Below are 25,504 nucleotides of genomic sequence, written 5' to 3'. Positions count from 1 at the left end.
ACAGAGGTGAGCCATGTTATTTCCCATTGCAATCGAACGCGGTGACGAGCACCACGCCTACGGCGTGGCGGTACCTGATTTGCCTGGCTGCCATTCAGCAGGTGATACCTTTGAAGAGGCGATGATCAACGCCAAGGAAGCCATCGAAGGCTGGTTAGAAGTTGCCGTGGACTTCGGCGACCCGATCCCCGAAGCCACCTCCATCGAACATCACATGGATAATCCCGATTTTGAAAGCTGGGTCTGGGCCGTGATCGATATCGATCTAACCCCGTACCTCGGCAAAAGCCACAAAATCAACGTCACACTGCCTGACCTGCTGGTGAAACAAATTGATGACTTTGTGGCCAGTCATCCAGGGGATAAAACGCGCTCCGGGTTCCTCTCCCGTGTTGCCCTGGCCGAACTAGCAAGAACCCGAAAAGGCGCATAACCTCCCAAAACACAAACCCCCAGCCCCATCCATGGCCGGGGGTTTTGCTTATGTTGCTGCTTCCTTCTGGCGAGCCGCAGTCCGTCCCTCGTGCCTCAATGCGACACCTTTTCATAAAGGGCATCTCATTAATAGCCAGATGGTCTCAATGAGAAAGTTTCTCTTTTCCGGCCAAACTTTTGATTTTTTAAATATTCAAATTATTTATATCAGTTTCACAGTAAACACTGTAAAAAAGTAAAAATTCAAAAAAAAATAAAGCAAATAAATTTAAATAATTAGGAAAACTCGCCTGTGATGCCTCCAATTTTGACTATACCAAGGTGTACGAAACGTACGAGGAAGGTTTCATATAGCACCATCGCATTTAGCCCATCTACACGCTAGGCGTAGAGAGCAAAACTAAACTCAGCGACCTAGCTATACTGTGTGCCAACCGCCACCTCATGGTGCATGCCAAGCGACCAAGATTACCAATTAAACATCTGCAAAAGACAGTAACTCACAATTCTAAAGGAGCATCATTTTATTAATAACAAAATAACCTTCTTGAATTTTGCACCCGCCAACACAAAAGAAAACAAAGAAAAAACCAACATGGATGATGCTGAGGATATAATCAAATTTTTATAACACTCATCTGCAACAACATGACCACAAAGAGCTAATATCGCGGAAATCAAAAGCATTCCGGCAGTAGAAAAAAGCTGAGAAACCAACACCTTGTAATGGCCGGTTAGACGTAAGTTTTTTATAAAATTCCTATCAGATATAGCAATAAGAATTGACAACGACGTCATTAAAAAACCAAATAGAGTCGCACTAATTGTGGCAAAGGTAGTGGCTGTCAATCTCACGTCTTCATAACTTCCAAGAGAATCATAAGTCAAACAACCAGCACCAATAGCGATGACAATACTAACTAAGACGGCGACCCTGCTCTCCAAAAATTTCATTTATATCTCCTTTCCGCTCACTGTATGCTTCCTGCAAAGCGGAAAACATAGAATCTAGAACAGGATACCTTCCGCGCATCTCAACTTCTTTATCTGCAGTCATTCTATCTGCAATTAGATCGATTGGATAATCGTGTAAATCGTCAGTTAATTTAACCCTGGCTACAGTGGTTCGACGATCATTGGCCAAAGCGGCAACAGAACTCTTTATCCTCTTCAATAATGAATGCTTGCTAGAATCTGAAGATCGACGATCAGCGCTTAGGGCAATTCTGATACGAGAGCCATTTGCCATATCCGAAAGCATAGCCATCTTTTTACCCCATTCATCATCGGGGAAAAAATCAGGGTTTGTAGGTGTAGCGTATGAGAGTTCTAGGCTAATGGGTTTTAGATTATCATCCAACAATCGCTCGACTGAATCTTTCTGAAGAATAGGATTAAAAACAATTGTTTCACCGGTATAACAAGTCAAATACTCTGAAAACCTTCCCACTCGTGCAGCATGGCCATTTCTTTGAAAAACAATCACACACTTGTCTTTTTTAACGATAAAATGATTTTTTTCAATCAACCCCTCCGAAACCTCTAAGCCAAGTTCACGTTCAGTACCATCAGGGCTACCAGCATGAGGCAAATCAGAGGTTCTGAACTTAGCTAACACTCCCTTAATTGTACTTCCCGACTGCTGCAAAGATCTCAACTGATAATCAAAAGAGCCAAGTCTATAATGTGGCGTCACATCAAGCTCAACAATATTGGCCAATATAGAAAAAATGCAAAAATCGTTATCATCTGAATAATGAACTCCAGAAAAAAAGTCAAGATTGAAACCTTTTCTATCGTAGTTTGTATCGTGCATAAAAAAACCTATTAATAATTATCAACTAAAAAATTTACTAACTAATAATCAACACTCAAACCACCCGCCCAATCCGTATTTCACACCGCCCCCAATATTTCCAAGTCGTGCATATACTCGGGGCGGATCACCTCTTCTAGCTGGTAATAGTCGTTGTCCCTGATCAGGTAAAACGCGCCGCCTGCTAGGCGCTGAACCCGTTCGACCCGTCGCTCGAAGCTGGAAAAACATCAATGCTCCCTTCCTAAACCAGCTTTTTAAATTTTTTAACTTTATTCAGGGAGCCTAACCCATGGTTACCGCTAAGACCATTGCCCCAAAGTCAATTTATGCCCAAAAGATGTAATTCTCCCCAGTGCTGATGGTTCGTGGCATCGCTCAATGCGGCCAGAATACGCTGAACGCTGATTCCCCCGTTGTGTCGTTGATTGAAAAGCTGGCAGCACCTTGGATGGTGGATGACTTATTTTGTGCTGAGCACCCTTTATTGCGTACAATTGCCCGCCAGCGAAAACCCCATTTCTGACACGCCGCCATGATGTACCACCCTTTTGGGGTTAGCCGCCTGATTCTGTGATTAAGGTACAAATCTGGTACATCGAACATGGTTATATACAGCATTAAAGAGTGTTAATACTGTATATTTACATAGCATCAAAAGATGCAAGTGATTGATATGAAAAACATAAGCCCAGCAGATGCAGCACGTCTGTTTTCTGTGGCCCCTATGATGGATTGGACGACCCGTGATTACCGGGCGTTTGCCCGTACGTTAACCAGGCAAGCGCTTCTGTATACCGAGATGGTAACAACGGGGGCGCTGCTGCATGGCTCTCCCCGTGAGCGTTTTTTGGGTTACAGCGAGGTTGAGCATCCGATTGCGCTGCAGCTGGGTGGCAGCGATGCGGGCGAACTGGCGGAATGTGCAGCCATTGCCGAGGCCTGGGGATATGACGAAGTCAATCTGAATGTCGGCTGCCCTAGCGACCGGGTGCAGAACAACCTGATTGGCGCCTGCCTGATGGAGCATCCGCAAAAAGTGGCGGCGGCGGTCAAGGCGATGCAAGCGGTGGTGAGCATTCCTGTTACGGTAAAGTGCCGCATCGGCATTGATGATCAGGATGAAGATGCTGATCTGGAGAATTTCGTCCGCCAGGTGGCGGAGGCAGGCTGCGACACCTTCATTGTTCACGCCCGTAAGGCTTGGCTGCAGGGATTATCGCCCAAACAGAACCGTGATATCCCGCCGCTTAATTACCCGCGGGTGCATCGCCTGAAGCAGAATCATCCTGAGTTGCATATCGGCATTAACGGCGGCATCAAAACGCTTGATGAGTGTCAGGCGCAGTGTCAGCAGGTAGATAGCGTGATGGTGGGCCGGGAGGCGTACCAGAACCCTTGGCTGCTGGCGAGCGTTGATAGCCGTTTTTATGGGCAGCCCGACCCGGCAAGCAGCCGTCTGGAGGCGGCCCAGGCCTTTCGTCCTTATATTCAGTCGCGGCTGGATGAATGCGCGAAGCTGAATCACATTACCCGCCACCTTTTAGGGCTTTTTCAGGGCTGCCCTGGGGGGCGACGTTTCCGCCGCCACCTGTCGGAGCACGCCCATAAAGAAGGCGCTGACCTGCGTATTTTTGATGATGCGCTGAGCCTGGTGCGCGAACCCGAAAGCAGGCCGCAGCCAGCGTTAGTAGAGTGAGTCGGGCAGCGGTTCCAGTGATGAATGAAAGGACTCGATCGCGGTTTCCGCTTCCTCAATCTCATCAAAACGGGCAATGTGAAACAGCGCCTCGCCTTCATTGGCGAGCGGTAAGCGGCTCATGCCGATGACAATACCATCCGCCATGGAAAGCACTTCGCCTTCGTCGTTGCCAAACGGGTCGGCCACCTTGCCCAGCACCTCACCTTTGGCCACTCTGGCACCCAGGCGTACTTTCGGGCGCAGGATGCCATCAATCGGTGCCCTCGCCCAGCTCGAACCATTGGCAACCTCGGCGGGTGGCGGGCGGCGGCGGCGCTGCTCGCCTGCCAGCATCTCCAACCGGCGCATCACCCGCAACACCCCTCGAACGCCGGGGGCAATCGCCCACTCGTCAAAGCGCAGCGCTTCGCCCGCTTCGTAGGTGAGAACCGGAATACCCCGATTCTGTGCATAATGGCGCAGGCTTCCCTCACGCAGTTCTGCATTCAGAATGACCGGGGCACCAAAGGCATCCGCCATCTGTTCGGTTTCACTGCCCGTACTCAGCTGGGCACGGATCTGCGGCAGATTGGTGCGGTGAATCGCGCCGGTATGAAGATCGATGATATGGGTGGCGTAGTCGACGATTTCTTCGCGCAGTAGCGCCGCAATACGCCCGCCCAGAGAACCGGATTCAGTCCCCGGAAAGCAGCGATTCAGATCGCGACGGTCAGGCAGATAACGGGTTTGCTGCAAGAAACCAAACACATTAACGACAGGAACCGCAATCAGGGTGCCGCGTAGGCTGTTGATGGCTTTTGCACGCAATAGCCGGCGGACAATCTCGACACCATTGATTTCATCGCCGTGAATCCCCCCACACACCAGTAGCACAGGCCCGTCTTTACGGCCATGGACCACTTCAACCGGCATGTGTAGCTGTGTATGGGTGTAAAGACGGGCAACGGGAAGATCAATTTCCAGTCGCTCTCCGGGCTGAACCGTCTTGCCAGCTAATGTAAAAGGCTTTCTTGCCATAGGGGGCCTACCTTGGATATGAAAACAGTGTTTCGCTTTCCACGTTATACCCTTGTAACGCCCAATTGACGAGTAAAATCAAGCTATCAAGTGCAAAACAGGGCGTAACGTGCTTATCCATACGCTTTTGAATGTAAAACCCGGGTGAGTCCGTTAAAATGGATTCAGTTTCAATAATGGATGGCACTTTATGGCACGCAAGACAAAAGAAGAAGCCGCTGCGACACGTGAAATGCTGCTGGATGCTGCCGAGGAAATGTTTATCCAGCATGGCGTTGCCCGAACATCACTGGAGCAGATTGCCCGCCAAGCCGGTATGACCCGCGGTGCCGTTTATTGGCATTTCAAAAACAAGGCAGACCTGTTTATTGCCATGCTGGAACGTGTGCGCATGCCGTTTCAAGGCCTGGTTGAAGAGCTTGATGCCCCAGGTCTCGAAGGTAAGCCGCTGGAGGCCATCCGCCTTGCCTGCATCAGTGGTTTCGAACGTCTGGAACAGCCGCGTTATCGTCGCGTCCATTCTATTCTGGTGCACCACTGTGAAACCTTCAGCGACATTGACCCTATCGCCATGCAAAACGAAATGGCCGATGAGTGTTGCGGCGCGTTAATCGGCTATTTCCAATGCGCCACCAGCCACCAGCAACTACGCCAGGACCTTTCCCCGGAAATGGCCGCTGACATCATGAATGCGATGTTAAGTGGCCTGTTTCATCACTGGTTACGCAACCATGAGACCTTTTCCATTTTTCAGGAAGGCTCCCGATTGGTCGCCGCTCAGTTGCAATTGATGAAAGCACCGGGTGTCGCCTAGCACGCCTCCCGCCCACCTGTCCGAACATTCTGCCAGTTAAAAAAAAGCACCGACCTCAGTAAAAAGGCCGGTGCTTGCTGGACGCCGAAGATTGACGGCGTCTAAGGGCTGGTCACGCCTTGGAGAGTGACGTCTGGTCATTCCCCTTACGCTTGTCATTGAACCATTGCGCAATAGACGCAATCATGGCGTAAAAGCTGGGAATGAACATACTCCCCAACACCGCGACCGTCCCCATTCCCACCGCAACGGTCGTACCGATGTGGTGGCTACTGACATCACTGGCCCCGGTGGCAAGCGCCAGCGGCAAGGTGCCAAAGATAAACGCCAGCGAGGTCATGACAATCGGGCGGAAGCGCAACTCTGCCGCGCTGATCGCCGCTTCACGAATGGATTTGCCCAGTTCTTTACGCTGTAGTTCAGCAAACTCAACGATCAGAATGGCATTTTTAGCGGCCAGACCGACGACCACCAGAATACCGATCTCAACGTAGACACTGGTATCCAGGCCACGCAACACGATACCGCCGATACCGCCCAGGAAGGCGAAAGGCGTGGCCGTCAGTACCGCTAACGGTAAGGACCAGCTTTCGTACTGCGCAGCCAGAATCAGGAAGACCATGATCAAGCCAAAGATGATAGCCAGGGAAGCAGTATCACCCATTTCACTTTCCTGATAGGCCGTACCGGTCCACCCCATGCCCCATTCACTGCCCAGGGTTTCCTGTACCAACTCTTCCATGACCTCAATGGCCTGGCCTGAGCTGTAACCCGGCGCGGGGCCACCCTGGAACTGAGCACCGAGATACACACCAAAACGTGCGACCACCGAGGGCTTGGCCTGGCGTTCAAGCGTGACAAACTCCGACAATGGGATACGCTCGCCACTTCCCCCACGCACATAGACATGATTCAGGTCATCGGGTGTCTTGCGGTACTCATCCTCATTTTGCAGGTAAACCTGGAAGTTACGGTTCTGATAACTGAAGAAGTTCACAAAACCGTTACCAAAGGTGTTGGACATGCTGGCGTTCAGATCCTGCAACGACACGCCATAGCTCAATGCCTTCTGCTGGTCGATTTCGGCACGATACCCCGGCACATTCACATTAAAGGTGGTAAAGACACGGTTTAAGGCCGGGTGCTCATTGGCCGCCTGCATGACCTTCATTGAGGCGTCAAACAGCTCCCGCGCATCGGCACCCCCAAAGGATTGCAGATACCCGGTAAAGCCTCCCGTGGTGGAAAGCCCCATGATCGGCGGAACGTTGAACGCCATGGCGGAACCACCGGGAATCTGTGCCCCTAGCTGCATGATTCTGCCCACCAGCTCGTTGGCTGTCAGCGTACGGTCTTCCCATGATTCCATATTGATGAACATGATCCCCCTGGCGGTATTCACCGCGCTGGAGAGGATGTCGTACCCTGCCACTGCGGAGGAATAACGCACGCCATCAATTGCCTCAATCTGTCGGCTAAGTTCGTCCATATAGGTTTGCGTGCGTTCAAGCGAGGCAGAATCCGGTAGCTGAATAGCGGCCAGAACAATACCTTGATCCGTTTCAGGCACCAATGAGGAAGGCGTGGTCTGGTAAAGCCACCAGGAACCTCCGATCACCAGCCCGGTGAGCAGTAGCGCCAGCCCCCAGAAACGTACCAGCACTTTGACAATGACCATGTAAACCGCCGTAATGGCGGCAAAAAAGCGGTCAAACAGGCGCAGCGGCAAACTCAGGACATGCAGTATCCTTGATTCGCTTTTGGGTTTGTGCTTGATGAAAATGGCCGATATCGCCGGGGTAAAGGTCAGCGCCATCAGGGCAGAGAAAGCCACTGAAATGGCCACTGTCAGGGCGAACTGCTGATAAATCTGCCCGGTAAAGCCCCCCAGGAAAGCCACCGGCACAAACACCGCCGCCATGATCAGCGAGGTGGCAATCACCGGCCCACCAACTTCCTTCATTGCCCGTATGGTCGCCTCCATGACCGTGGTGTCTTCGTCCTCACTCAGCACACGCTCGACGTTTTCCACCACCAGTATGGCGTCATCCACCACGATGCCAATCGAGAGCACCAGTGCAAATAACGTCAACAGGTTGATAGAGAAACCAAACACATAGAACCCTGCAAAGGTCGCCAGCACCGACACCGGCACCACTGACATGGCGATCACCGTGAAACGCCAGTTCTGCAGGAAGATAAACAGAATCACCCCTACGATCAGAAACGCCTCGATAAAGACCTTGACGACCGTATTGACCGAGGCATCGATAAACAGCGTGGTGTCATACGGGACAACGTATTCAAGGCCTGGCGGGAAACGCGCCTGCAGGTCGTCCATCGTATCGTTAACGGCCTTGGCCGTTTCCAGGGCATTGGCACCCGGCTGCTGATTGATGATGATCGGTGTCATGCTGGCGCCGTTGAGCTTGGCATTGACGCCGTAAAATGACGCCCCCAGCTCAATCCGTGCCACATCTTCAAGCCGTAATGAGGAGCCGTCCGGGTTGGTCCGCAGGAAAATCTTACGGAAATCATCGGCGCTGTTAAGGCGTCCGCCTGCCGTAATGGTATAGCTGAAAGCGCGCGGGTCGCTCTGCGGAGTGGCGGCAAGGCTACCGGCAGGCACTTCGGTATTCTGGGCGCGAATGGCGCTTGCCACTTCGGTGGGCGTCAGGTCATATTCTGCCATTTTGGCCGGGTCCATCCAGACCCGCATGGCGAAATCACCGCCACCAAGAACTTCCGCGCCGCCAACCCCTGGAATCTGGCGTAGTTCACCCAGAACGTTCAAGGTCGCATAGTTCTGCATGAAGATTCTGTTGTAATCGCCTTCCGGAGAGATCAACGCCACCAACATAAGTATCGAGCTTGAACTCAGCTCAACCTTCACCCCTTGCGACTGCACCGCTTCGGGTAGCTGGGAAAGCGCCCCCTGAACACGGTTATTGACGTTAATGGTATTGATATCCCCGGAGGTGCCGATGTTGAAGGCCACACTCAGCGACATTGAACCGTTATCAGCACTGGTCGATGTCATGTAGAGCATGTCTTCGACACCGTTGATCGCTTCCGCCAGCGGAGCCGCCACCGTTTGCGCCACCGTTTCAGCGTCAGCGCCAGGGAAGCTGGCACTCACTGACACCGTTGGCGGCACCACATCGGGATACTGCTCCACAGGCAAGGCTCTCAGACTCACCACCCCCACCAGGGTCAGGATGATCGCCAGTACGGTGGCAAAGATAGGCCGTGCGATGAAGAAATTTGAGAAACTCATGCCCCGTCATCTCCCTCGGCAGGTGCTGATGCTGCATCGCCCTGCTCGCCAGAAGCATCTATCTGATTGCCAGATGCGTCAGGAGCGGTATTCGTTTCCAACTCAGGATTTCCATCAAACGGCTGAGGATCGATCATGCGCCCAGGGTTGATTCCCGCGGGGTCCCCCACGACAACCGGCTCACCAAGTTCCAGGCCGCTTTCAATAATTTGCCAGGCACCCGCCATTTCACCCAGTTCTACCGTACGGGCACGGGCACGGCTGTCTTCATCAAGCACAAACACCTGCGGCCCCATTAAGCCTTGGGTAATCGCAATTTCCGGCACGGCAATCACATCGTAACGTTTCAGACCGTCCAAGCGTACACGCACGAACTGACCTGGCAGCACCTGGCCGTTGGGGTTTTCGACAGACGCATTGGCCTGAATGGTGCTGGTACCCTGACTGATTCGCGAGCCAAGGTAATCCATGTAGCCTTCCAGTGGCGCTTGCGCGCCCGGCACATCCAATAATACCTTGATATCAGAAAGCTCAGTGCCGTTTCCAAGCTGACGACGTAACTCGAACGCGTCACGTTGCGGCATCTGGAAACGCACTTCCAAAGGGTCTAACGGGGTAATGGTGGTCAGCGCGGTGCCTGGGTTGACCAGATTACCCACATTCACGTCACTCAGGCTGATCATGCCTGACACCGGTGCCTTGACCTCGGCGTACTCAAGGTCAATACGCGCACGCGCCAGGGCAGCATCGGCTTGAGCCACCGCTGCACGGGCCACCTGCATATCCGCCAGGGCCTGATCATACTGCTGACGACTGACCGAGTTCTGACTCAACAAACGTTCAAAACGCTCTGCATCACGTTGCGCCCGCGACAGTTCAGCGCGAGCGCTCTGCAGATCTGCATCACGCTGATTGACGGTCGCCTGATAGATATCCGGTTCGATGGAGTAAAGTGTCTGGCCTCGTTCCACCGACTGCCCCGGCTCAAAATGACGCTGCTGGAGGACACCGGTAATACGTGCCACCAGTGCCACTTCATTATCACTGCTCAATAGCGAAGAGTAGGAGCGCACCAGGTCGATATCCTGGCGCTGCACCTCGCTGACCTCTACCGCCTGAGGTGGCTGCTCCTGCTGACCCCCGCCTGCCTGGGCGAAAGCATCGGTGTGCTGAAATCCCATCAACACACCGCTTGCCACAATAGCCAAGGCAACCAACGGACTCCTTTTCGACAATAACTTCATTGGTGATTTTCCCATTTATCAGCTTGAGATGCGCGAAAGGAGTATAACCATACACGTACGAATGTAAATATTGTAGAAATAAATCAGCTATTCCGCTGAGGTCTTTCACCAATATTGGTCACATTGTCGAGATTATCCTCCGGCAGCGTGAACTCAACGCGTTCGCCGTCCAGCCAGGCATTCACTTCTTCCAACGAAGCGACATCAAGCGTTCCCGCCTGCTGACGCAGCGTTAGCAGGTTGATGACATAGTCGTAGCGAGCGCTCGCATAATCGGCAATCGCGTTGTACAGATTCTGTTCTGCATTAAGTACATCGACGATATTCCGCGTGCCGACTTCATAACCGGCACGAGTCGCATCAAGCGCACTCTGATTGGAAACGATCGCCTGCTGACGCGCTTCAATCGTGGCAACGTTATTGCTCACCTGGGTATAGCGTGAACGCACCTGCTGGACGGTTTCGCGACGCTGGTCTTCAAAATCGTACTGGCTGGATTCGAGCAGAAAGGTATTTTCCTGAATGGTGGCTTCTGTAGAGCCACCGGTATAAAGCGGCATGCTGACCCGCAAGCCAATTTCGCTACCGGAGTTATAACCAGAGACACCGCTTCTGTCGTTGTCCGATAAATTATAGTTGGCAAACGCATCAACGGTCGGCTCATCTTGCGCTTTCGCGATTTCCAATCCGCTACGTCTCAGGGCTATACCCGCTTCGCTGGCCAATACCAAGGGGTTATTCTGCATCGCCAACTCAACCCAGTAGCCGCGATCGTCCGGCGTGGGTAACGCGATGGGCATTGCCTCGCCAAGCGCATCAATGCTGTCATAACGCTGGCCAGTCAAACGCTCAAGCGCCTCGAAGCGCACCTGCAGATCGCTATCTGCCGCAATTCGCACTGCACGGGACTGGTCAAATGCGGCTTTGGCTTCTTCTACTTCGGTAATCGCGATCAGGCCGACTTCGAACTGCTCTCTCGCCTGCTCCAGCTGGCGCCCAATGGCACGTTCCTGGGCGCGGCGAGCATCAAGCACTTCGTAGGCCCGTAGAATTTCAAAATAGGCCGAAGCGACGTCAATCAATAATTGCTGCTCGGTGGCCGCCAGTTGGAAAAGCTGCTGATCAATCTGACGTTCCGCCTGTTCCACCTGGCGGGTTCTCAATGCGTTGAACAGTGCTTGCGTTGCCTCCAGAGAAACCCCCAGGCTGGTTACGTTATCGCCGCCGCCAACACCGACCGTAGGCGCACGGCTTGTCTGTGATTCATACTGACGGCTATGCGCCAGATTACCGCTAACGTTGACCTGGGGCTTCAGAGCGCCTTCAACGGCATCACGGGCAGATTCCGTACTGCGGGTTACCAGACGTGCTGACGATAGCGCCGCATTGTTATTCAGCGCATCCTGGGTAATCGTCAGCAGATCCGCCGACCATGACGGCGTTGCCCAGACAGCCGCCACCAGCGTAGGCAAAAGTGCCCGCTGCAACCAATAGCGGCGGGGTGATGACTCGGCGCGGACAGAAAAGAATTTCGACATATCAGGATCCTCAAAAGCTTCATAATGTGAAAAGGGTATAGTTAAGAATAGCGCTGTTGGAAATAGCATCGCCACGCATGTGCGGTGCAAGAAACTCAGACAGGCAAATGTCATAACGGATGGGTGAATAATATACATACATTGTCGCATGTACATAAGCGTCACGCTGACAAGAACGCTTTATTACACTGTATTTAACCTATTCAACGTTTCTCTCAATGCATTTTCCTGAATGCGTTTCACCCAGGCACACTGAGGCTCGTGTCTGGCCCTTATCGCGGACGCTTAGCCAACGCCCACCTTATCGGGAGTGACTCCATGGATGCCCTTAGATGCCTTAATGTCGGCCAGCTTGAAATCGCGGTACGCATCTGGAACCCGGACGCACCGCATACGGTGATTGCCTGGCATGGTCTTGCGCGGCACGGCGGAGATTTCGAACAACTCGCCCGCGCCCTTGGCCCCGAATGGCGAGTGCTGGCCCCCGATACGCCGGGCAGAGGCCTTTCCAGCTGGTCGTTCTATCCTTCCAAGGAATACCTTTATCGCCATTATCAAGTGGTGGCCAAGGCCGTCATGGATGACTTTCAGCTTGATAGCGTACCTTGGATCGGCACCTCAATGGGAGGTCTGCTGGGTATGTTACTGGCGGCCGATGACGAAACCGCGTCACGCATCCGCTGCCTGGTGCTCAACGATGTTGGCCCCGAGCTGGAAGCCAAGGCGTTGATGCAGATGGCCACGTATTTCAGCAGCATGAAACGCTTTACGACGTTTGAAGAATTGCAGACAGCGCTTAAGGAAAACTATCAGGGCTTTGGCATTCAGCGTGAAAGTGAGTGGCTGGACATGGCATATTCAAGCGCCCGACGCCTGCCGGACGGTGCCTGGACGTTTCATTATGACCCTCGCATCAGCGAACAGTTTATCCATGACACGCCGCGTGACACCTGGGCCGACTGGGAGAATATTCGCTGCCCCCTGATGCTGGTCAGGGGTGAAAACTCACCGTTGATCAGCGCTCAGTCCGTCACCAGAATGCAGACCCTGCAACCCAGCATGGTGGTGTTAGAGGCAGCGGGATGCGGCCACGCGCCAATGCTGAACGTGCCCCCGCAGATAGAGCCGATCCGTCGTTTTCTGGAACAATCGGTGCCCACAGCCAGGCAACCCTGGTGGCAGGTGATGCTGCGCCGATTCAAACGGTTGCCCTGACATCGCCACCCCTTTGATGGAGAAACTGCATGTACAAACTGGCTTTTTTTGTCCCCGTTGAAAACGCCGAGAGTGTGAAAGAAGCGGTATTTGCCACCGGGGCTGGCCGAATCGGAAATTACGAAGCCTGCTGCTTTCAAACCCAGGGTACCGGCCAGTTCCGCCCGTTAGCAGGCGCAGCGCCCCATCTGGGTCAGGTAGGTCAGCTTGAACGCGTGGAAGAATTGAAAATTGAGCTTGTCTGCCAGGATGCGCTGATAAAGGCCGCCATTAGTGCACTGAAAACGGCCCACCCCTATGAAGAGGTGGCCTACGATGTCTGGCAGCTGGCTGATCTATAGCCAGAATCAGGCGCTACCGAAATAGCGCTCCCTGTCTTCAGGGGCAATCGCACTGATATGAAGCGGATAATGCCCGTTTTTACGGTCTTCATAAAAATGCTGCAATGTCCGCTCAATGGTGAGGAAAGCCAGCTCATCCCAGGGAATTTCATGCTCTTCGAACAGCTCGACCTCAAGGCTTTCCGGGCCTGCGCTGAAACCACCCAAAAGCTCAGCACGAAAAATCATATACACTTGATTGATATGCGGCAGGTCAATCAAGGTGTATAACCCTTCCAGCCTTACCTCGGCAAAGGCTTCTTCCCAGGTTTCACGGGTAGCAGCCTGCTGGGTGGTTTCGGCATTTTCCATGTAGCCTGCCGGTAGCGTCCAGTACCCTTTGCGGGGCGAAATGGCACGCTTGCACAGCAATATCTTATCGCCGATGACAGGCAGCGTACCCGCGACAATACGCGGATTCTGATAATGAATCGTGCCGCAGGCATCACATAGGTAACGCGGGCGATCATCGTCTTCGGGTACGGCAAAACGGACTTTCTCACCACACTGACTGCAAAAATTCATCGCGTTTTCTCTATGGCTGATGGGACAAGGTGTTAACGGGCTTGACGTTAATCACCACGGCTGGGTAAAAGATAACAAAGCAAATGGAAGCCCTATGTTAGAGACACTACGCAAACAGCTGCAACAGCATACCCCTCAACGGCTAGACCACGTTGTCATGCCAGAAGCTGCCGTGCTGATGCCAATTGTCGATCGCGCTTCGCCAACACTGCTGTTTACCCGGCGGGCTAGCCATCTCAATACTCACAGCGGCCAGGTCGCCTTTCCCGGTGGCAAACGGGAAGCCTGTGACGCTGATCTTTATGCCACGGCCCTTCGAGAGGCAGAAGAAGAGATTGCGTTAGCGCCCTCGTTGGTACAACCCTTGGGAAGGTTATCCGATGTTATCTCACTGCATGGCATTCGGGTAACACCCTGGGTCGGCATCATACCGGCCGATTTACCCCTGGTAGCAGACCCCAGCGAACTGGACGTCATTTTTGAAGTGCCTCTGAGCCATTTTCTAGCGGATAAACGCACCCATACAGATGTCATCATCGTCGATGGGGTTCCTCACTACGTACCCAGTTATCTTGTTGATGGCCATGTTATCTGGGGGCTCTCTGCGATGATGCTTGTCGAGTTGCTGGCCGGAGGGTTTGGTATGCCTATCGATCTTTATCAGCGCCCGTCTGGTGCGTTACGCCATTTTCCTGAAAGAAGCAGTCGTCTACCCAAGGCAGCCCATACGCCGACCAGGAGAACCCCGTAATGATTGTCTCTGCAGCACTTTCTCCTCCTGCGATAAACCCCGCGGCGCATATTGAGCTGGTGGATGCTCTGGTTGAACAGGGCTGGTACGTGGGCAACCGGATGATTGACCCAGACCTTTGCCAGGCGTTGCACCGTGAACTGCATCATATGGCCAAACACGATGTACTTGATGAGGCGGGCATTGGGCGCGGCAAGGAGCATAACCTTCGCAAGGACATTCGCGGCGATGCCATTCACTGGCTGGATAGGGAAAGCGCCGCCCAACGCCGCTACCTGGACGCCATGGCAGAACTCCAGCAGTCGCTGAATCAGGCGCTTTTCCTGGGTCTGTTTGAATACGAAGCCCATTTTGCCCACTACCCACCCGGAGCATTTTATCAACGTCACTTTGATAGCTTTCGCGGTCGAGCCAATCGGGTGATTTCCACGGTGGGCTACCTGAACCCTGAGTGGCCACTCGATGGTGGCGGTGAAATGGTGATTTATCATCCCGACGACCCTTGCCGGGAAGTTGCCCGCGTGGTGCCTGAAGCAGGCACTTTTGCCTGTTTTTTATCTGAAACCATCCCTCATGAGGTGCTACCCACCCAGCATCCGCGCGCCAGTATCGCCGGCTGGTTCAGACGCAACGCCTCAACGGGCGGCGTACTCGACCCGGCTCACTAGCATGATGAGCTCTTGTGACGAAGCCGCACTGCGCGCCCGAATTGAGGCGCTGGAAACACAAAACGCGGCGCTTCAGGCAGAAAAACGCCACTACCAGTGGCTGGCGGAAAGCACCACTGACCTGATTTCCCGGCACGCGCGCGACGGTACCTTTTTATATGCATCCCAGGCAGCGCGAGACTTACTGGGTTATGAACCGGCAGAGCTGATTGGCGTATCCGCTTACCAGCTTTTTCATCCAGCTGACTTAAGTGACCTGCTGAACAAATCACCGCGTGTTTATTATCACGATGGCTTTTATCAGCAGACTTATCGCTTCCGCGCCAAAAATGGCCACTATGTCTGGTTTGAAACCACCAGTCGTACGCGCCGAGATGCAGATACGGGCGAGTTGATTGACATTCTTTGTGTCTCCCGGGACGTCGGGCGTCGCATCCGGCTGGAAGCTAACCGCGAACGATTGGCACAAGTGGTCGAGTCGACCTCGGACTATGTTCTGTTCGTGGGGGAAGGCAATGTTATTTTCAGCGCCAACGAGGCCGCACGCCGACGTTTTAATCTTCCCCGTTCGGCCGACCAATTCACACAGATTGATTGCACACCGCTTGATAACGTATACAGCGATACGTCGTTGAGCCTGCTCAATGAAGTCGTCTTTCCCGCGGTTGCCCGTTACGGCTCATGGAGTGGAGAGCTGGAAATGCTCGGCCACCACGGTCTGATTCCGGTATTAAGTGTCGTGCAGGCGCATCGTGGACGTGGTGCAGAACCGGGCCACCTTTCTTTGTTGAATCACGATATCCGTTTGCGCAAGGATGCAGAGGCGCAGGCTCGTCGTCATCAGGAACAGATTGCCCACGCCAACCGGCTGGCAACACTGGGCGAGCTGACATCCAATATTGCCCATGAGCTTAACCAGCCGCTGGGTGCCATTGGCAATTATGCCAACGGTGCCTTGATACAGCTAAGCGCTAATCCAGAGCTTCCCGCTCAGGCGCTGACTCACCCGCTGATGCAGATTGACCATCAGGTTCAGCGCCTGGCAGAACGTTTACGCCACATCCGGCGTTTTATCCGCACGGGTGGGACTCAATGCCGTCCAATAGCGTTAGCCGATGTCATTGAAGCCGCCTGGCAACTATGTGAGTGGCGTTTTCAGCAAGCCGATATCCTCTTCACACAGCACCATGAAGCCGCTGTACTGCACGTCAATGCAGACCCGACGGGGCTTGAACAGGTCATCGTCAATCTGCTGCTCAACGCTCTGGAAGCCAGCCGCCAACAACCGAGCGCTCGTCATGTGCAACTCAGCATTGAACGTGACGACCACCGCCATGTGCTGCTGCATGTCGATGACCAGGGCCCTGGTATACCTGATGACCAACAGGACGCCGTATTCACCCCTTTTCATTCCACCCGTAAAGAAGGGCTTGGGATGGGGCTGGCGATCAGTCGTTCCTTGATGGAAGCCATGGGCGGTGCGCTTACCCTATGTCATAGCCCGCTGTTTTGCGGCGCACGTTTTAGCGCTAAACTGCGCAGCGCCTGAAGCCCCGGAGGAAAGCGTCTATGCAAGCCACGCAAGCCACTTGCCCATCTAACGATATCGCTATCGTCGATGACGACGAAGCCCTGCGTGATTCGCTGGTCTGGCTATTAAGTTCGGTAGGATTGGAGAGTTGCACCTTTGTCGATGGCGACAGCTTTCTGGCGGCCGACCAGACGTGGAAGGTAGTCTTGCTCGACGTGCGAATGCCAGGCCTTAGCGGCCTTCAGGTACAACAGCATCTGGCTGAATCGGGTGCAACGTCAGCGGTCATCATGATGACCGGCCATGGAGACGTTCCGATGGCCACCCAGGCACTCAAGAATGGGGCGTTTGATTTTATCGAAAAGCCGTTTAATCACCAGCAGCTGATTGACAGTATTCAGCAGGCGCTGGCCCATGTTCAGCAGAAGCAGACACAGGATCAGAAGCGTCATGAGCTGAGCCAACGCTTTGCTTCACTGCGCCCCAAGGAGCAACAGATTGTACGCCATGTGGCACAGGGCATGACCAGCCGGGAAATCGCCGAGACGATGGCAATCAGCGCCAAGACCGTTGAGGTTTACCGGCTAAGAGCCATGAAAGCGCTGGGCGCTGGCAACCTGGCAGAACTGGTCAGGCAGGCCGTTGCGCTAAAGTTGGTCACTGCCTTACCGGAAACCGAAATAACATCACCCCCCAGGAAATAGCGGATTCACGGGCGCCAGACGCTCTGCGCCATTGTCTGTGGTCACGCTTTCAAGTATTTCAGCGGTGTCACCTTGAGCCGAGTTCTCAGTCTCATCAGACGCCTGCCCGTCGGACTCACGCAGTGCATCCAGTTGGCGTTGCCCGCGCTCTTCAATAGCCTCGCTCAGATCAATATTGATTTCTACCCGGCGGTTCTGCGCGCGTCCTTCCGGCGTGTCGTTAGAGGCACGCGGCTCAGTATCAGCAAACCCCTGCACCAGAACACGTTGTGCCTCCAGCGTTTCATCCGTGAGCAGCACATTCGCCACGGAGGCAGCGCGCATGGCGGATAAATCCCAGTTACTTTCAAAGCGCGACGTTTGAATCGGCACATTATCCGTATGGCCTTCAATGGCAACGGTGCCCGGTAAACCCGCAAAAATATTCGCCATATCGACCAGTAACGTGGCAAACGATGACGTCACATCGGAAGAACCCGACATGAAACTCCCGCGTTCTTCGATACGAATCACCACACGGAAACCATCCACTTCCACCTGCGTCACTTCACTGTTGCCGGTTTCTTCTAACAGGGCACGAATTTTTTCTGCCAGTTCCCTGGTTTGCTGGCGGCGCTGTTGCTCAAGAATCTGGCGCATGGATTCCAGCTGAGGCTGCTCTTCCATGGTCCGCTGGCGGATTTCATTGATCAGCGTGCGATCGGGTACGGCAGGCGAAAACTTGTCGAGCGCCGCACTCGTCCCTTTCGGAATCTGCATGGCTTCGATATCGCGCTGAACGCCAAAGGCTTTGGATAACTCACCGGCAATACGCCGGAACTTGTCTGCATCGATTTCAGCAAATGACAACAGCAACACAAAAAAGCACAGCAGCAGGCTCATCAGGTCTGCGTAGGTCACCATCCACTGAGGTATGTTGGATTTTTTGTTGCTCATGATTTACGCCGAATCGCTTGCTTCGTCACTGGCATCAGCGCCCTCATCACCGCGCTGGCGACGTTCCGGAGGAAGATACAGCGTCAACATCTGCTCCAGCACCCGTGGATTCTTGTCGCCCTTGATGGCCAGAACCGCGTCAATCCACAATTGCTGCATCTTGGCTTCCTGATTCATGCGCAGCCACAGCTTATCGGCAATCGGGCTGGCGATCATGCTGGCGATCATCGCGCCATATAGCGTCGTTAAAAGCGCCACTGCCATGGCCGGGCCAATCATGGCGGGGTCATCCATATTGGCTAACATCTGCACCAGCCCCACCAGCGTACCAATCATCCCCATTGAGGGCGCTACCTCAGCAAACGCCGAAAACACGCGACCACCGGCTTCGTTGCGTTCCAGGGTCAGAAGCCGCTCTTTACCCAGCATGTCATGCACCATTTCGGCGCTGAAGCCGTCAGCCAGCATCTGTAACCCCTGGGCCAGAAAGGGAGAATTGACATTTTGCCCTTCCAGCGCCAAAAGCCCCTGTTTGCGTGACAGTTTGGAAAGCTCGACCAGCTCATCAATGCTCTCCTGGGTACTCGGCAGTTTAAACTTGAAAGCGCGCGCGGCCGCCTTGAGAGCAAACTTGAACTGAGTCAGGGTAAACTTGGCCATGACCACGAAAGTGGTTCCCCCGACCACCAGCAAGAGCCCCGTCGGATTCAAAAACACATCAGGAGAGGAGCCGAGAATAACGGCCATACTCACCAGCACAGCCGCCCCAAGCAGCCCGATTAACGTCGCAAGATCCACAGTTGCTCCCGATGAATGTTAATAAATGATACTTTCGCGCTAGACCATAGTGCGAAGCACGATGCTCGTCAACGCTCTTATAGCAAAAGTACAAGGCGATATAACGCCGCTCTGATATCCTCATGAAAAAACAGGCAGGCAGTTGCGTTATTCCCCTATGAATTTTCTTCTATTACAAGGCTATTGAGATGTCCGCCACCGATGCATTGCGTTTGCTATTGCTGTCTTCGCTATGGGGGCTTTCTTTTATTTTCATGCGCGTCGCCGCACCGGAGTTTGGTCCGGTTCCGCTCGTATTGATAAGAATGGGCGTGGGTGCCTTGCTGTTAGTGCCGTTGCTAATGAGCCTGCGCTATCTAACGCTAATCTGGCAGCACAAAGGGCCGTTGTTGCTACTGGGCGTGATTAACCATGTGCTGCCTTTCTCATTATTGGCGTTAGCGACAACCCGCCTGGAGGCAGGCTTTACATCACTAATTAATGCCACCACGCCGATTTTCACCGCATTATTGGGCGCTGCCTTTTTTGCCACACCCATCCAGCGCCAACAATATCTGGGGTTAGCATTGGCGCTGTTTGGTGTATATGTGCTTTCTGCTGATCGGCTGGACTTCGCCCTGGGCGGCGACGGCTGGTTTATTATTGCCGTGCTGGGCGCGACCTTCTGTTATGGGCTTGCCGGCAACTACTCGAAAACGCGTTTGAGCCATCTCCCTAGCCGCGTGCTGGCGGCGGGTAGCAGCGCGATGTCAGCCCTGGTATTACTCGTACCGGGTCTGCTGCTCTGGCCGAGCGAACCTGTCAGCGTGCTGGCCTGGGGAAACGCCCTGGCCCTAGCGATGCTCAGCACTACGCTGGCTTTTTTGCTGTATTTCGGGCTGTTAGCCAGCGCAGGCGCTACCGCCACCTCAACGGTGACGTTTTTGATTCCTGTCAGCGCGCTGCTGTGGGGGTATTTCCTGCTTGATGAAACGCTCAGCCTTCAAGTGGTGACAGGCATGGTGATCACCCTGTCAGGCACCGCCATTGCCACCCGGTTACTACGGTTCAGGCCTCGCGGTGCGTTGACACCACCTCGTCCCCCACACGAATAACACTACCCTGCCCTGCCGTTAGCGTGGCGTTTTGGCCAAAGTGCGCGCCTTTCAGGTGAGGATGAGTGTTCAGGGAAAGCAGTGTTTTGAGGGGTTCTGCCTGCTCAGGAATCGTGCCGGTCTGCTGATCGACGGTAGTGACTTTGCAGCGCTGACAGGGCTTGCGCAGTGTTAGCTGAAACGCGCTGCTTTCACTGGAAAGCGTTGCCCACTGGTCTTCCGCCCAGGAATCGTCACATTCGACCACGATATTCGGCCGGAAACGGTTCATCGGCACAGGTGCATTCTCTCCTGCGATAAGCGCCTGATTTAACGCCTCAAGCGAGCCGGTGGTGGTGATCAGGAAAGGGTAGCCATCTGAAAAATAGGTATGCGCCTCACCGCCCGCCAGAAAGTCCTCTTCAACGGCACGCGTAAACTCGGTGACAAAGCGTACCAGACTAATGCCTTGCGCTTGCTCACCCAGCGCCGCTTCAAGCCAGCGTGATACCTCTTCACTCTCCGGTAGCGCTTTGCAGTGGTCATCCCAGACCTTAACCAGACGCAAATTACCCTGGGGTTCTTCAAGGGAAATCGAAATCGGGTCAACACTGGGGTGAGAAAGCACCAGCGCTTGATCGGTTAGCTCAACGGCAATAGTGGCAAGACCAGGCAGCTGGCGCTGAGTGATGAAACGCTGCTGAGCATCCACCAGCATCCAGCGGCGATCCCAGGCCAGCCCATGGCCATAGAGCTCACTTTGCGTCAGATCAATGCCTTTCAGCGACTTCACTGGATAGACAGTGAGTTGGGTAATTTTCATGGCAGTCTCGCACTCGATATAGCAGATTTTTTAATGGGCTTTTTAATGATCAACCTTTACTTAACAGCCTATCGAGTTTGTCGACTTGCCGCCAGCTGCCCAAACATTAAAGCGTGTTTCCCGCCTCTATCCGATAGCCTAAATCCATCACCTGGTGCTCAAGTGATTCGCCACGAATGCGCGACAATAGTGTTTTTGCGGCGGCTTCACCAATGGCTTGACGAGGCGTGATAACGCTGGCAAGGCGCGGCGTCATAACCTGGCCGACATCGTGGCCGTGGAACCCGGCAATCGCCATCTGTTCAGGTACGTTGACACCATGGCGTAAACATTCGAAATAAGCCCCCACCGCCACATCGTCATTGGTACAGAAAATGCCGTCAGCCTGTGGGTAATCGCGCTGAATGTCCTGCATCAGCGCCGCGCCGACACTGTAAGAAGAGCGCTGACTGCTCTGTAGCGTAACCGGCGTTAAGCCATTCTCTTCCATGGCCTGGCGATAACCCAGCTCCCGCTGACGTGTCCGTTCATCCAGCCGCACCGCAAGATAAATCACCTGGCGCCTGCCACGACGGATCATCTCACTCACCATATCGTAAGCCGCTTGAACGTTATCGTAGCCCACCGCTTGCTGCAGTGGCGGGCGTCGAGTGTCCATAATTTCGACAATAGGAATACCCGCGGTCTCCAGCATCCGAAGGCTTCGTGGCGTGTGATCGCGGTCTGACAGAATAACGCCGTCCACGTTATAAGACAGCAGTGAGGCGAGGCTACGTTCTTCAAGCTCGGGGCTGTAGCCATAGTGAGAGAGCATCAGGTGATAGCCTGCCGGCTCGGTATACGCTTCGATACCGACAATCACATCAGCAAACACCTGGTTGGTTAGCGATGGCACCAACACGCCGATAGAGTGACTGGTAGCACGGGAAAGCAGATCAGGCGCCCGATTAGGAATATAGCCAAGCTGTTCAGCAACGCTAAAAATACGTTCCCGAAGCCCTTCTGATACCGTTTCAGGGTCTCTCAAACAGCGACTGACGGTCATTTTCGTCGCATCAACGCGGTTTGCAATATCTTGTAATGTCGGGCGTTTTTTCTTCAAATGACACCAATATCAAAAGCTCATATGCGTGTCGGACACTTTAACTGCAGCGATACACTGCGCCAACACTGTTTCTGGCGATTGTGCAATCTGGACAATAATAGCGTCGTCCTCGCTCGGTGGTTCTAGCTGAGCAAACTGCGAGCGCAGCATATCATCTCCCTTAAAGTAGTGACCTTCCCTTCCTGCAAGACGATTGCGAATGGTCGCAAAATCACCCTCAAGATAGATAAACACAACGTTTGGCTCGTCACGACGCAAGCGTTCACGGTAGCGGTGTTTCAGAGCCGAGCAGGCGAGCACTATCGCGGCTTCTCTTGACAATAGCTGCGCCAAGTCAGATAGCCAACCAGCACGATCCTCATCGTTAAGAGGGATGCCCTGGGCCATTTTCTGAACGTTATTTTGACTGTGAAAATCATCGGCATCATAGAAAGCAATGCCTAAAGCGCTCGCCAACTGGGCACCAATTAAGCTCTTACCGCAACCTGACACACCCATAACGACAATTTTGCACTGCTTGGCCACGTTATGCATTTTTGCCCCCTTTAGCCGCCATTTTTTCTTTATGCCGCATGCGAATCACAACGATCAGCATAATAACCACCAGCGCGACTAAGCCCTTGGACAATGGCGTCGCCATCAAGTATTCCCATAGCGGCATATTGCGGGCGCCGGCAATACGCATTGCTCTTGCCAAGTTAGTCTCAATCAACGGACCTAATACCACCCCGATGATAATCGGTGCCAACGGCACATGAATCTTTTTGAAAATAGCGCCAACGATACCCAATAAAATGGCGATAAACACATCGAACAAGCTGTTTCGAAGGCTATAAGCCCCGAACAAGGCAAATACCAGCACCGTTGGTACGATGTATTCCATTTTAATTTTTAAAATATAAGAAAAGTACTTAATCCCTACTGCGCCGATGATCGTCATTGCCACCACGGTTAGCAGCATTCCATATAAAAATGTGAATGCTATATCGGGACGGTTAACGAATAAGCTAGGGCCAAGCACAATGCCATGAATAACCAAGGCACCGGCAATGATGGCGCTGGTAGGACTCCCCGGCACACCCAGTGCCAGTAGCGGAACCATTGAACTACCGACAGTCGCATTATTGGCACTTTCGGCGGCAATAATGCCATCAGGGTTACCTTGTTCAAAAGGTATGTTGCGCCGTGAAACCCGCTTGGCATCGCCGTAAGACATAAATACCGCTAACGTTGTGCCAACACCTGGCAGCAACCCCACCACCGTACCGATCAAGCCAGACTTCCAGACCAGAAACCGTTGCTTCAAAATATCTTTAACGACTGTCATTCGTGAAATTGTCTGATCACGATACTGGACTTGCTCACCGGGCTTTTTGCCAATATTTAAAAACATCTCGGCAAAGCAAAAAAGTCCCAGCACGACAGGCACCACAGAGATACCTGAACGTAACTCTATGTTATCAAAAGTGAAACGCTCAGACCCCGTGATCAAATCCACCCCTACCGTGCTTATAAACAACCCTAACAGCACAGCGAAGGCCGCCTTCAACACGCTACCACTCAGCGCGCCGACAATAATCAGGCCACTCAATGACACAAAAAACATTTCCGCAGGGCCAAATTGCAGTGCAAACCGGGCAAGCGGAGGGGTAAATAAAATCAGTACCAGCACGCCGATAAAGCCGCCAAACATGCTGGAAAAAATAGAGTAATAAAGCGCTTCTTTGGCACGCCCCTGCTGCGTTAATGGATACCCTTCCATCGCCACAGGCGCGGCAACAACATCGCCTGGCACATTAATCAAAATGGCGGTGATTGACCCACCGTACATACCGCCCATGTAAATGCCGCCAAGCAGTAACAAGCCGATCTGCGGCTCCATTGTAAACGTCAGCGGTAACAACAACGAAATGCCAATGGCACCGTTTAATCCTGGAATGGCGCCGACAACAATGCCGACTAGCACACCAGCAAACACCACCAAAAAAACGCTAGGGGTAAATAAATTGAGCAGGATTGATACGATATCCATGGGTGCTACTCGGGTATTAGTAGGGGGTGTACGAAAACTGCCTGCACTCGCCAACTTTTCGTACAAACCCTTGCGAAATGAAACCGGGGTTTTAACCCCGGTCATGGGACGGCATCAGTTACCGTTAATTTGATCTAAGTTATTTTCGATAACAGGCATCAACACGTTATTAGATTGCTCTAGCATTTCGTTGACCGCGCTGTCGTCTAAATAGCGGTAAGGGATCGCAGCGTTTTCGAAGTTAGCCATCATTGCTTCGTTAGTACTGATCGCATTTAACGCCATGATAAGCGCCTCACGAATATCGTCAGGCAACCCCGTGGGCGCAACTAATACCCGTGATACGCCCATTACCAGATCAAGCCCCTGCTCTTTGAATGTCGGCACGTCTGGGAACATTTCCATACGCTCTTCCGCTGCAAAGCCAATCGGTTTGCCGTTTGAACCTACAATCGGGTCGTGGCTCATGGATGACGTCGACGCCAAATCAATGTGGTTGCCTAGCAACGCGTTCATCAACTCACCGCCGCCGGAATAGCGGATAGGGGTAATTTGCATCTCTGAACGCTCAGCAAAGGCCAGCGCGTGAAGCAAACCAAGGGCGCCAGATTCACCAATAATCAGTTCGCCGGGACGCTCTTGGCCATAGCTGACTAACGCTTCCAGTGTGCTGTGCTGGCTATTAGGCGAGGCAAAAACCCCCATCGGCATATCATCAAAAGCCGCTAGATAATCAAAGCTTTCAAACGTAAAGCTGGTATCTCGGGTATGTTCCAAGACGAAGTTATCCGGGTAGCCGAATACGCCTAGGGTATAGCCGTCGGCATCACTACGGGCAATCTCGTCGATGCCGATCTCACCACCAGCACCTTCACGGTTAACAACGTTAATTTGCTGCCCGAGTTCTTCACCCAAACGGTCTGCGACGATACGTGCCACCGTATCGCCACCGCCGCCAGCGCTGTAGGGAACAATAATTTGGATGTTTTTAGTGGGGTAGTCCTGTGCCTGGGCAGCACTTGTTGCTGCCAGCAAGAACGGCGCACTAAGTAACAAAGCTAGTTTCGTTTTCATTGTCATCACCTTGATTATTTGGCGTGCGTGGATGAGTTGGTATGAC

Annotated in this window: 24 protein-coding genes; 10 read left to right on the top strand and 14 right to left on the bottom strand. The window is 53.2% G+C overall.

Annotated elements, in window-relative coordinates; all coding sequences use genetic code 11:
* Positions 1 to 13 precede the first annotated feature (13 nt).
* Positions 14 to 433 carry a type II toxin-antitoxin system HicB family antitoxin gene (locus ACU6TU_RS05035; protein WP_447143484.1) on the top strand — a complete coding sequence of 140 codons (420 nt, stop codon included), beginning with the start codon at positions 14 to 16 and terminating at the stop codon, positions 431 to 433.
* Between the two features lie 521 nt (positions 434 to 954).
* On the opposite strand, the gene ACU6TU_RS05030 is transcribed toward ACU6TU_RS05035, so the two are convergent.
* Together ACU6TU_RS05030 and ACU6TU_RS05025 are read right to left on the bottom strand one after the other, a co-directional pair.
* The gene (locus ACU6TU_RS05030) at positions 955 to 1,389 is read right to left on the bottom strand and encodes a hypothetical protein (RefSeq protein WP_447143483.1); all 435 of its coding nucleotides are present in this window, start codon (positions 1,387 to 1,389) and stop codon (positions 955 to 957) included.
* On the bottom strand, positions 1,352 to 2,251 hold the full coding sequence (locus ACU6TU_RS05025) for a DUF6731 family protein (RefSeq protein WP_447143482.1): 900 nt from the start codon (positions 2,249 to 2,251) through the stop codon (positions 1,352 to 1,354). The genes ACU6TU_RS05030 and ACU6TU_RS05025 overlap by 38 nt, the downstream gene beginning before the upstream one ends.
* 676 nt (positions 2,252 to 2,927) lie before the next feature.
* On the opposite strand from ACU6TU_RS05025, the gene dusA reads away from it, so the two are divergent.
* Positions 2,928 to 3,950 carry a tRNA dihydrouridine(20/20a) synthase DusA gene (gene dusA / locus ACU6TU_RS05020; protein WP_447143481.1) on the top strand — a complete coding sequence of 341 codons (1,023 nt, stop codon included), beginning with the start codon at positions 2,928 to 2,930 and terminating at the stop codon, positions 3,948 to 3,950.
* Here the strand turns inward: dusA and ACU6TU_RS05015 are convergent.
* The gene (locus tag ACU6TU_RS05015; protein ID WP_447143480.1) at positions 3,939 to 4,970 is read right to left on the bottom strand and encodes a succinylglutamate desuccinylase/aspartoacylase family protein; all 1,032 of its coding nucleotides are present in this window, start codon (positions 4,968 to 4,970) and stop codon (positions 3,939 to 3,941) included. The two genes, dusA and ACU6TU_RS05015, sit on opposite strands and share 12 nt — an antisense overlap.
* A gap of 190 nt (positions 4,971 to 5,160) precedes the next feature.
* Between ACU6TU_RS05015 and ACU6TU_RS05010 the strand changes: the two genes are divergently transcribed.
* Positions 5,161 to 5,784 carry a TetR family transcriptional regulator gene (locus ACU6TU_RS05010; protein WP_447143479.1) on the top strand — a complete coding sequence of 208 codons (624 nt, stop codon included), beginning with the start codon at positions 5,161 to 5,163 and terminating at the stop codon, positions 5,782 to 5,784.
* A gap of 112 nt (positions 5,785 to 5,896) precedes the next feature.
* Here ACU6TU_RS05010 and ACU6TU_RS05005 read toward each other — a convergent pair whose 3' ends face one another.
* The 3 genes from ACU6TU_RS05005 to ACU6TU_RS04995 form a co-directional block, all read right to left on the bottom strand.
* Positions 5,897 to 9,061 (bottom strand): efflux RND transporter permease subunit, encoded by a 3,165-nt coding sequence (locus ACU6TU_RS05005; protein WP_447143478.1) that lies wholly within the window; start codon positions 9,059 to 9,061, stop codon positions 5,897 to 5,899.
* On the bottom strand, positions 9,058 to 10,305 hold the full coding sequence (locus tag ACU6TU_RS05000; RefSeq protein WP_447143477.1) for an efflux RND transporter periplasmic adaptor subunit: 1,248 nt from the start codon (positions 10,303 to 10,305) through the stop codon (positions 9,058 to 9,060). The genes ACU6TU_RS05005 and ACU6TU_RS05000 overlap by 4 nt, the downstream gene beginning before the upstream one ends.
* A gap of 83 nt (positions 10,306 to 10,388) precedes the next feature.
* Positions 10,389 to 11,843, bottom strand: a complete 1,455-nt coding sequence (locus tag ACU6TU_RS04995; RefSeq protein ID WP_447143476.1) for a TolC family outer membrane protein — start codon at positions 11,841 to 11,843, stop codon at positions 10,389 to 10,391.
* Between the two features lie 318 nt (positions 11,844 to 12,161).
* Here ACU6TU_RS04995 and ACU6TU_RS04990 point away from each other — a divergent pair, with 318 nt between their 5' ends.
* Together ACU6TU_RS04990 and ACU6TU_RS04985 are read left to right on the top strand one after the other, a co-directional pair.
* The gene (locus ACU6TU_RS04990; RefSeq protein ID WP_447143475.1) at positions 12,162 to 13,058 is read left to right on the top strand and encodes an alpha/beta fold hydrolase; all 897 of its coding nucleotides are present in this window, start codon (positions 12,162 to 12,164) and stop codon (positions 13,056 to 13,058) included.
* Positions 13,059 to 13,087: 29 nt separating this feature from the next.
* Positions 13,088 to 13,399, top strand: a complete 312-nt coding sequence (locus ACU6TU_RS04985; protein ID WP_447143474.1) for an NGG1p interacting factor NIF3 — start codon at positions 13,088 to 13,090, stop codon at positions 13,397 to 13,399.
* 6 nt (positions 13,400 to 13,405) lie between these two features.
* Here ACU6TU_RS04985 and ACU6TU_RS04980 read toward each other — a convergent pair whose 3' ends face one another.
* Positions 13,406 to 13,963, bottom strand: a complete 558-nt coding sequence (locus ACU6TU_RS04980) for an NUDIX hydrolase (RefSeq protein ID WP_447143473.1) — start codon at positions 13,961 to 13,963, stop codon at positions 13,406 to 13,408.
* 94 nt (positions 13,964 to 14,057) lie between these two features.
* Between ACU6TU_RS04980 and ACU6TU_RS04975 the strand changes: the two genes are divergently transcribed.
* Genes ACU6TU_RS04975 through ACU6TU_RS04960 form a run of 4 tightly spaced genes read left to right on the top strand, consistent with a single transcriptional unit; the run spans position 14,058 to position 17,617 of the window.
* Entirely contained in the window at positions 14,058 to 14,714 is a 657-nt protein-coding gene (locus ACU6TU_RS04975; RefSeq protein WP_447143472.1) for a CoA pyrophosphatase, read from the top strand.
* On the top strand, positions 14,714 to 15,382 hold the full coding sequence (locus tag ACU6TU_RS04970; protein WP_447143471.1) for a 2OG-Fe(II) oxygenase: 669 nt from the start codon (positions 14,714 to 14,716) through the stop codon (positions 15,380 to 15,382). Before ACU6TU_RS04975 ends, ACU6TU_RS04970 begins: the two co-directional genes overlap by 1 nt.
* A 1-nt stretch (position 15,383) precedes the next feature.
* Positions 15,384 to 16,931, top strand: coding sequence for a PAS domain-containing sensor histidine kinase (locus ACU6TU_RS04965; protein WP_447143470.1), 1,548 nt, complete (start codon positions 15,384 to 15,386; stop codon positions 16,929 to 16,931).
* A 20-nt stretch (positions 16,932 to 16,951) separates the two neighbouring features.
* The gene (locus tag ACU6TU_RS04960) at positions 16,952 to 17,617 is read left to right on the top strand and encodes a response regulator transcription factor (protein ID WP_447143469.1); all 666 of its coding nucleotides are present in this window, start codon (positions 16,952 to 16,954) and stop codon (positions 17,615 to 17,617) included.
* Here ACU6TU_RS04960 and ACU6TU_RS04955 read toward each other — a convergent pair.
* Together ACU6TU_RS04955 and ACU6TU_RS04950 are read right to left on the bottom strand one after the other, a co-directional pair.
* Positions 17,600 to 18,553, bottom strand: a complete 954-nt coding sequence (locus ACU6TU_RS04955) for a flagellar motor protein MotB (protein WP_447143468.1) — start codon at positions 18,551 to 18,553, stop codon at positions 17,600 to 17,602. The two genes, ACU6TU_RS04960 and ACU6TU_RS04955, sit on opposite strands and share 18 nt — an antisense overlap.
* 3 nt (positions 18,554 to 18,556) lie before the next feature.
* Positions 18,557 to 19,351: a MotA/TolQ/ExbB proton channel family protein gene (locus ACU6TU_RS04950; RefSeq protein WP_447143467.1), complete on the bottom strand. Its 795-nt coding sequence runs from the start codon at positions 19,349 to 19,351 to the stop codon at positions 18,557 to 18,559.
* Positions 19,352 to 19,539: 188 nt separating this feature from the next.
* Between ACU6TU_RS04950 and ACU6TU_RS04945 the strand changes: the two genes are divergently transcribed.
* Positions 19,540 to 20,445, top strand: a complete 906-nt coding sequence (locus tag ACU6TU_RS04945; protein ID WP_447143466.1) for a DMT family transporter — start codon at positions 19,540 to 19,542, stop codon at positions 20,443 to 20,445.
* On the opposite strand, the gene ACU6TU_RS04940 is transcribed toward ACU6TU_RS04945, so the two are convergent.
* The 5 genes from ACU6TU_RS04940 to ACU6TU_RS04920 form a co-directional block, all read right to left on the bottom strand.
* A complete protein-coding gene (locus ACU6TU_RS04940; RefSeq protein ID WP_447143465.1) occupies positions 20,399 to 21,247 on the bottom strand; it encodes an MOSC domain-containing protein in 849 nt (282 codons plus the stop codon). The genes ACU6TU_RS04945 and ACU6TU_RS04940 overlap by 47 nt on opposite strands.
* Positions 21,248 to 21,353: 106 nt before the next feature.
* Positions 21,354 to 22,349, bottom strand: a complete 996-nt coding sequence (gene gntR, locus ACU6TU_RS04935) for a gluconate operon transcriptional repressor GntR (protein WP_447143464.1) — start codon at positions 22,347 to 22,349, stop codon at positions 21,354 to 21,356.
* Positions 22,350 to 22,361: 12 nt separating this feature from the next.
* Entirely contained in the window at positions 22,362 to 22,886 is a 525-nt protein-coding gene (locus ACU6TU_RS04930) for a gluconokinase (RefSeq protein ID WP_447143463.1), read from the bottom strand.
* On the bottom strand, positions 22,879 to 24,384 hold the full coding sequence (locus ACU6TU_RS04925; RefSeq protein WP_447143462.1) for a tripartite tricarboxylate transporter permease: 1,506 nt from the start codon (positions 24,382 to 24,384) through the stop codon (positions 22,879 to 22,881). Before ACU6TU_RS04925 ends, ACU6TU_RS04930 begins: the two co-directional genes overlap by 8 nt.
* Positions 24,385 to 24,498: 114 nt before the next feature.
* A complete protein-coding gene (locus tag ACU6TU_RS04920; RefSeq protein ID WP_447143461.1) occupies positions 24,499 to 25,458 on the bottom strand; it encodes a Bug family tripartite tricarboxylate transporter substrate binding protein in 960 nt (319 codons plus the stop codon).
* Positions 25,459 to 25,504: the final 46 nt, after the last annotated feature.

The sequence above is a fragment of the Halomonas sp. LS-001 genome (genome assembly GCF_052983955.1).
Note: the sequence above shows the minus strand (reverse complement) of the source record. Positions and strands in the feature narration are given on the sequence as shown.

What these genes read in the sequence shown, in the direction of transcription:
- ACU6TU_RS05035 (WP_447143484.1), top strand. Translation starts at nt 14, where the DNA reads ATGTTATTTCCCATTGCAATCGAACGCGGTGACGAGCACCACGCCTAC.
- ACU6TU_RS05030 (WP_447143483.1), bottom strand. Translation starts at nt 1,389, where the DNA reads ATGAAATTTTTGGAGAGCAGGGTCGCCGTCTTAGTTAGTATTGTCATC.
- ACU6TU_RS05025 (WP_447143482.1), bottom strand. Translation starts at nt 2,251, where the DNA reads ATGCACGATACAAACTACGATAGAAAAGGTTTCAATCTTGACTTTTTT.
- dusA (WP_447143481.1), top strand. Translation starts at nt 2,928, where the DNA reads ATGAAAAACATAAGCCCAGCAGATGCAGCACGTCTGTTTTCTGTGGCC.
- ACU6TU_RS05015 (WP_447143480.1), bottom strand. Translation starts at nt 4,970, where the DNA reads ATGGCAAGAAAGCCTTTTACATTAGCTGGCAAGACGGTTCAGCCCGGA.
- ACU6TU_RS05010 (WP_447143479.1), top strand. Translation starts at nt 5,161, where the DNA reads ATGGCACGCAAGACAAAAGAAGAAGCCGCTGCGACACGTGAAATGCTG.
- ACU6TU_RS05005 (WP_447143478.1), bottom strand. Translation starts at nt 9,061, where the DNA reads ATGAGTTTCTCAAATTTCTTCATCGCACGGCCTATCTTTGCCACCGTA.
- ACU6TU_RS05000 (WP_447143477.1), bottom strand. Translation starts at nt 10,305, where the DNA reads ATGAAGTTATTGTCGAAAAGGAGTCCGTTGGTTGCCTTGGCTATTGTG.
- ACU6TU_RS04995 (WP_447143476.1), bottom strand. Translation starts at nt 11,843, where the DNA reads ATGTCGAAATTCTTTTCTGTCCGCGCCGAGTCATCACCCCGCCGCTAT.
- ACU6TU_RS04990 (WP_447143475.1), top strand. Translation starts at nt 12,162, where the DNA reads ATGGATGCCCTTAGATGCCTTAATGTCGGCCAGCTTGAAATCGCGGTA.
- ACU6TU_RS04985 (WP_447143474.1), top strand. Translation starts at nt 13,088, where the DNA reads ATGTACAAACTGGCTTTTTTTGTCCCCGTTGAAAACGCCGAGAGTGTG.
- ACU6TU_RS04980 (WP_447143473.1), bottom strand. Translation starts at nt 13,963, where the DNA reads ATGAATTTTTGCAGTCAGTGTGGTGAGAAAGTCCGTTTTGCCGTACCC.
- ACU6TU_RS04975 (WP_447143472.1), top strand. Translation starts at nt 14,058, where the DNA reads ATGTTAGAGACACTACGCAAACAGCTGCAACAGCATACCCCTCAACGG.
- ACU6TU_RS04970 (WP_447143471.1), top strand. Translation starts at nt 14,714, where the DNA reads ATGATTGTCTCTGCAGCACTTTCTCCTCCTGCGATAAACCCCGCGGCG.
- ACU6TU_RS04965 (WP_447143470.1), top strand. Translation starts at nt 15,384, where the DNA reads ATGATGAGCTCTTGTGACGAAGCCGCACTGCGCGCCCGAATTGAGGCG.
- ACU6TU_RS04960 (WP_447143469.1), top strand. Translation starts at nt 16,952, where the DNA reads ATGCAAGCCACGCAAGCCACTTGCCCATCTAACGATATCGCTATCGTC.
- ACU6TU_RS04955 (WP_447143468.1), bottom strand. Translation starts at nt 18,553, where the DNA reads ATGAGCAACAAAAAATCCAACATACCTCAGTGGATGGTGACCTACGCA.
- ACU6TU_RS04945 (WP_447143466.1), top strand. Translation starts at nt 19,540, where the DNA reads ATGTCCGCCACCGATGCATTGCGTTTGCTATTGCTGTCTTCGCTATGG.
- ACU6TU_RS04940 (WP_447143465.1), bottom strand. Translation starts at nt 21,247, where the DNA reads ATGAAAATTACCCAACTCACTGTCTATCCAGTGAAGTCGCTGAAAGGC.
- ACU6TU_RS04930 (WP_447143463.1), bottom strand. Translation starts at nt 22,886, where the DNA reads ATGCATAACGTGGCCAAGCAGTGCAAAATTGTCGTTATGGGTGTGTCA.
- ACU6TU_RS04925 (WP_447143462.1), bottom strand. Translation starts at nt 24,384, where the DNA reads ATGGATATCGTATCAATCCTGCTCAATTTATTTACCCCTAGCGTTTTT.
- ACU6TU_RS04920 (WP_447143461.1), bottom strand. Translation starts at nt 25,458, where the DNA reads ATGAAAACGAAACTAGCTTTGTTACTTAGTGCGCCGTTCTTGCTGGCA.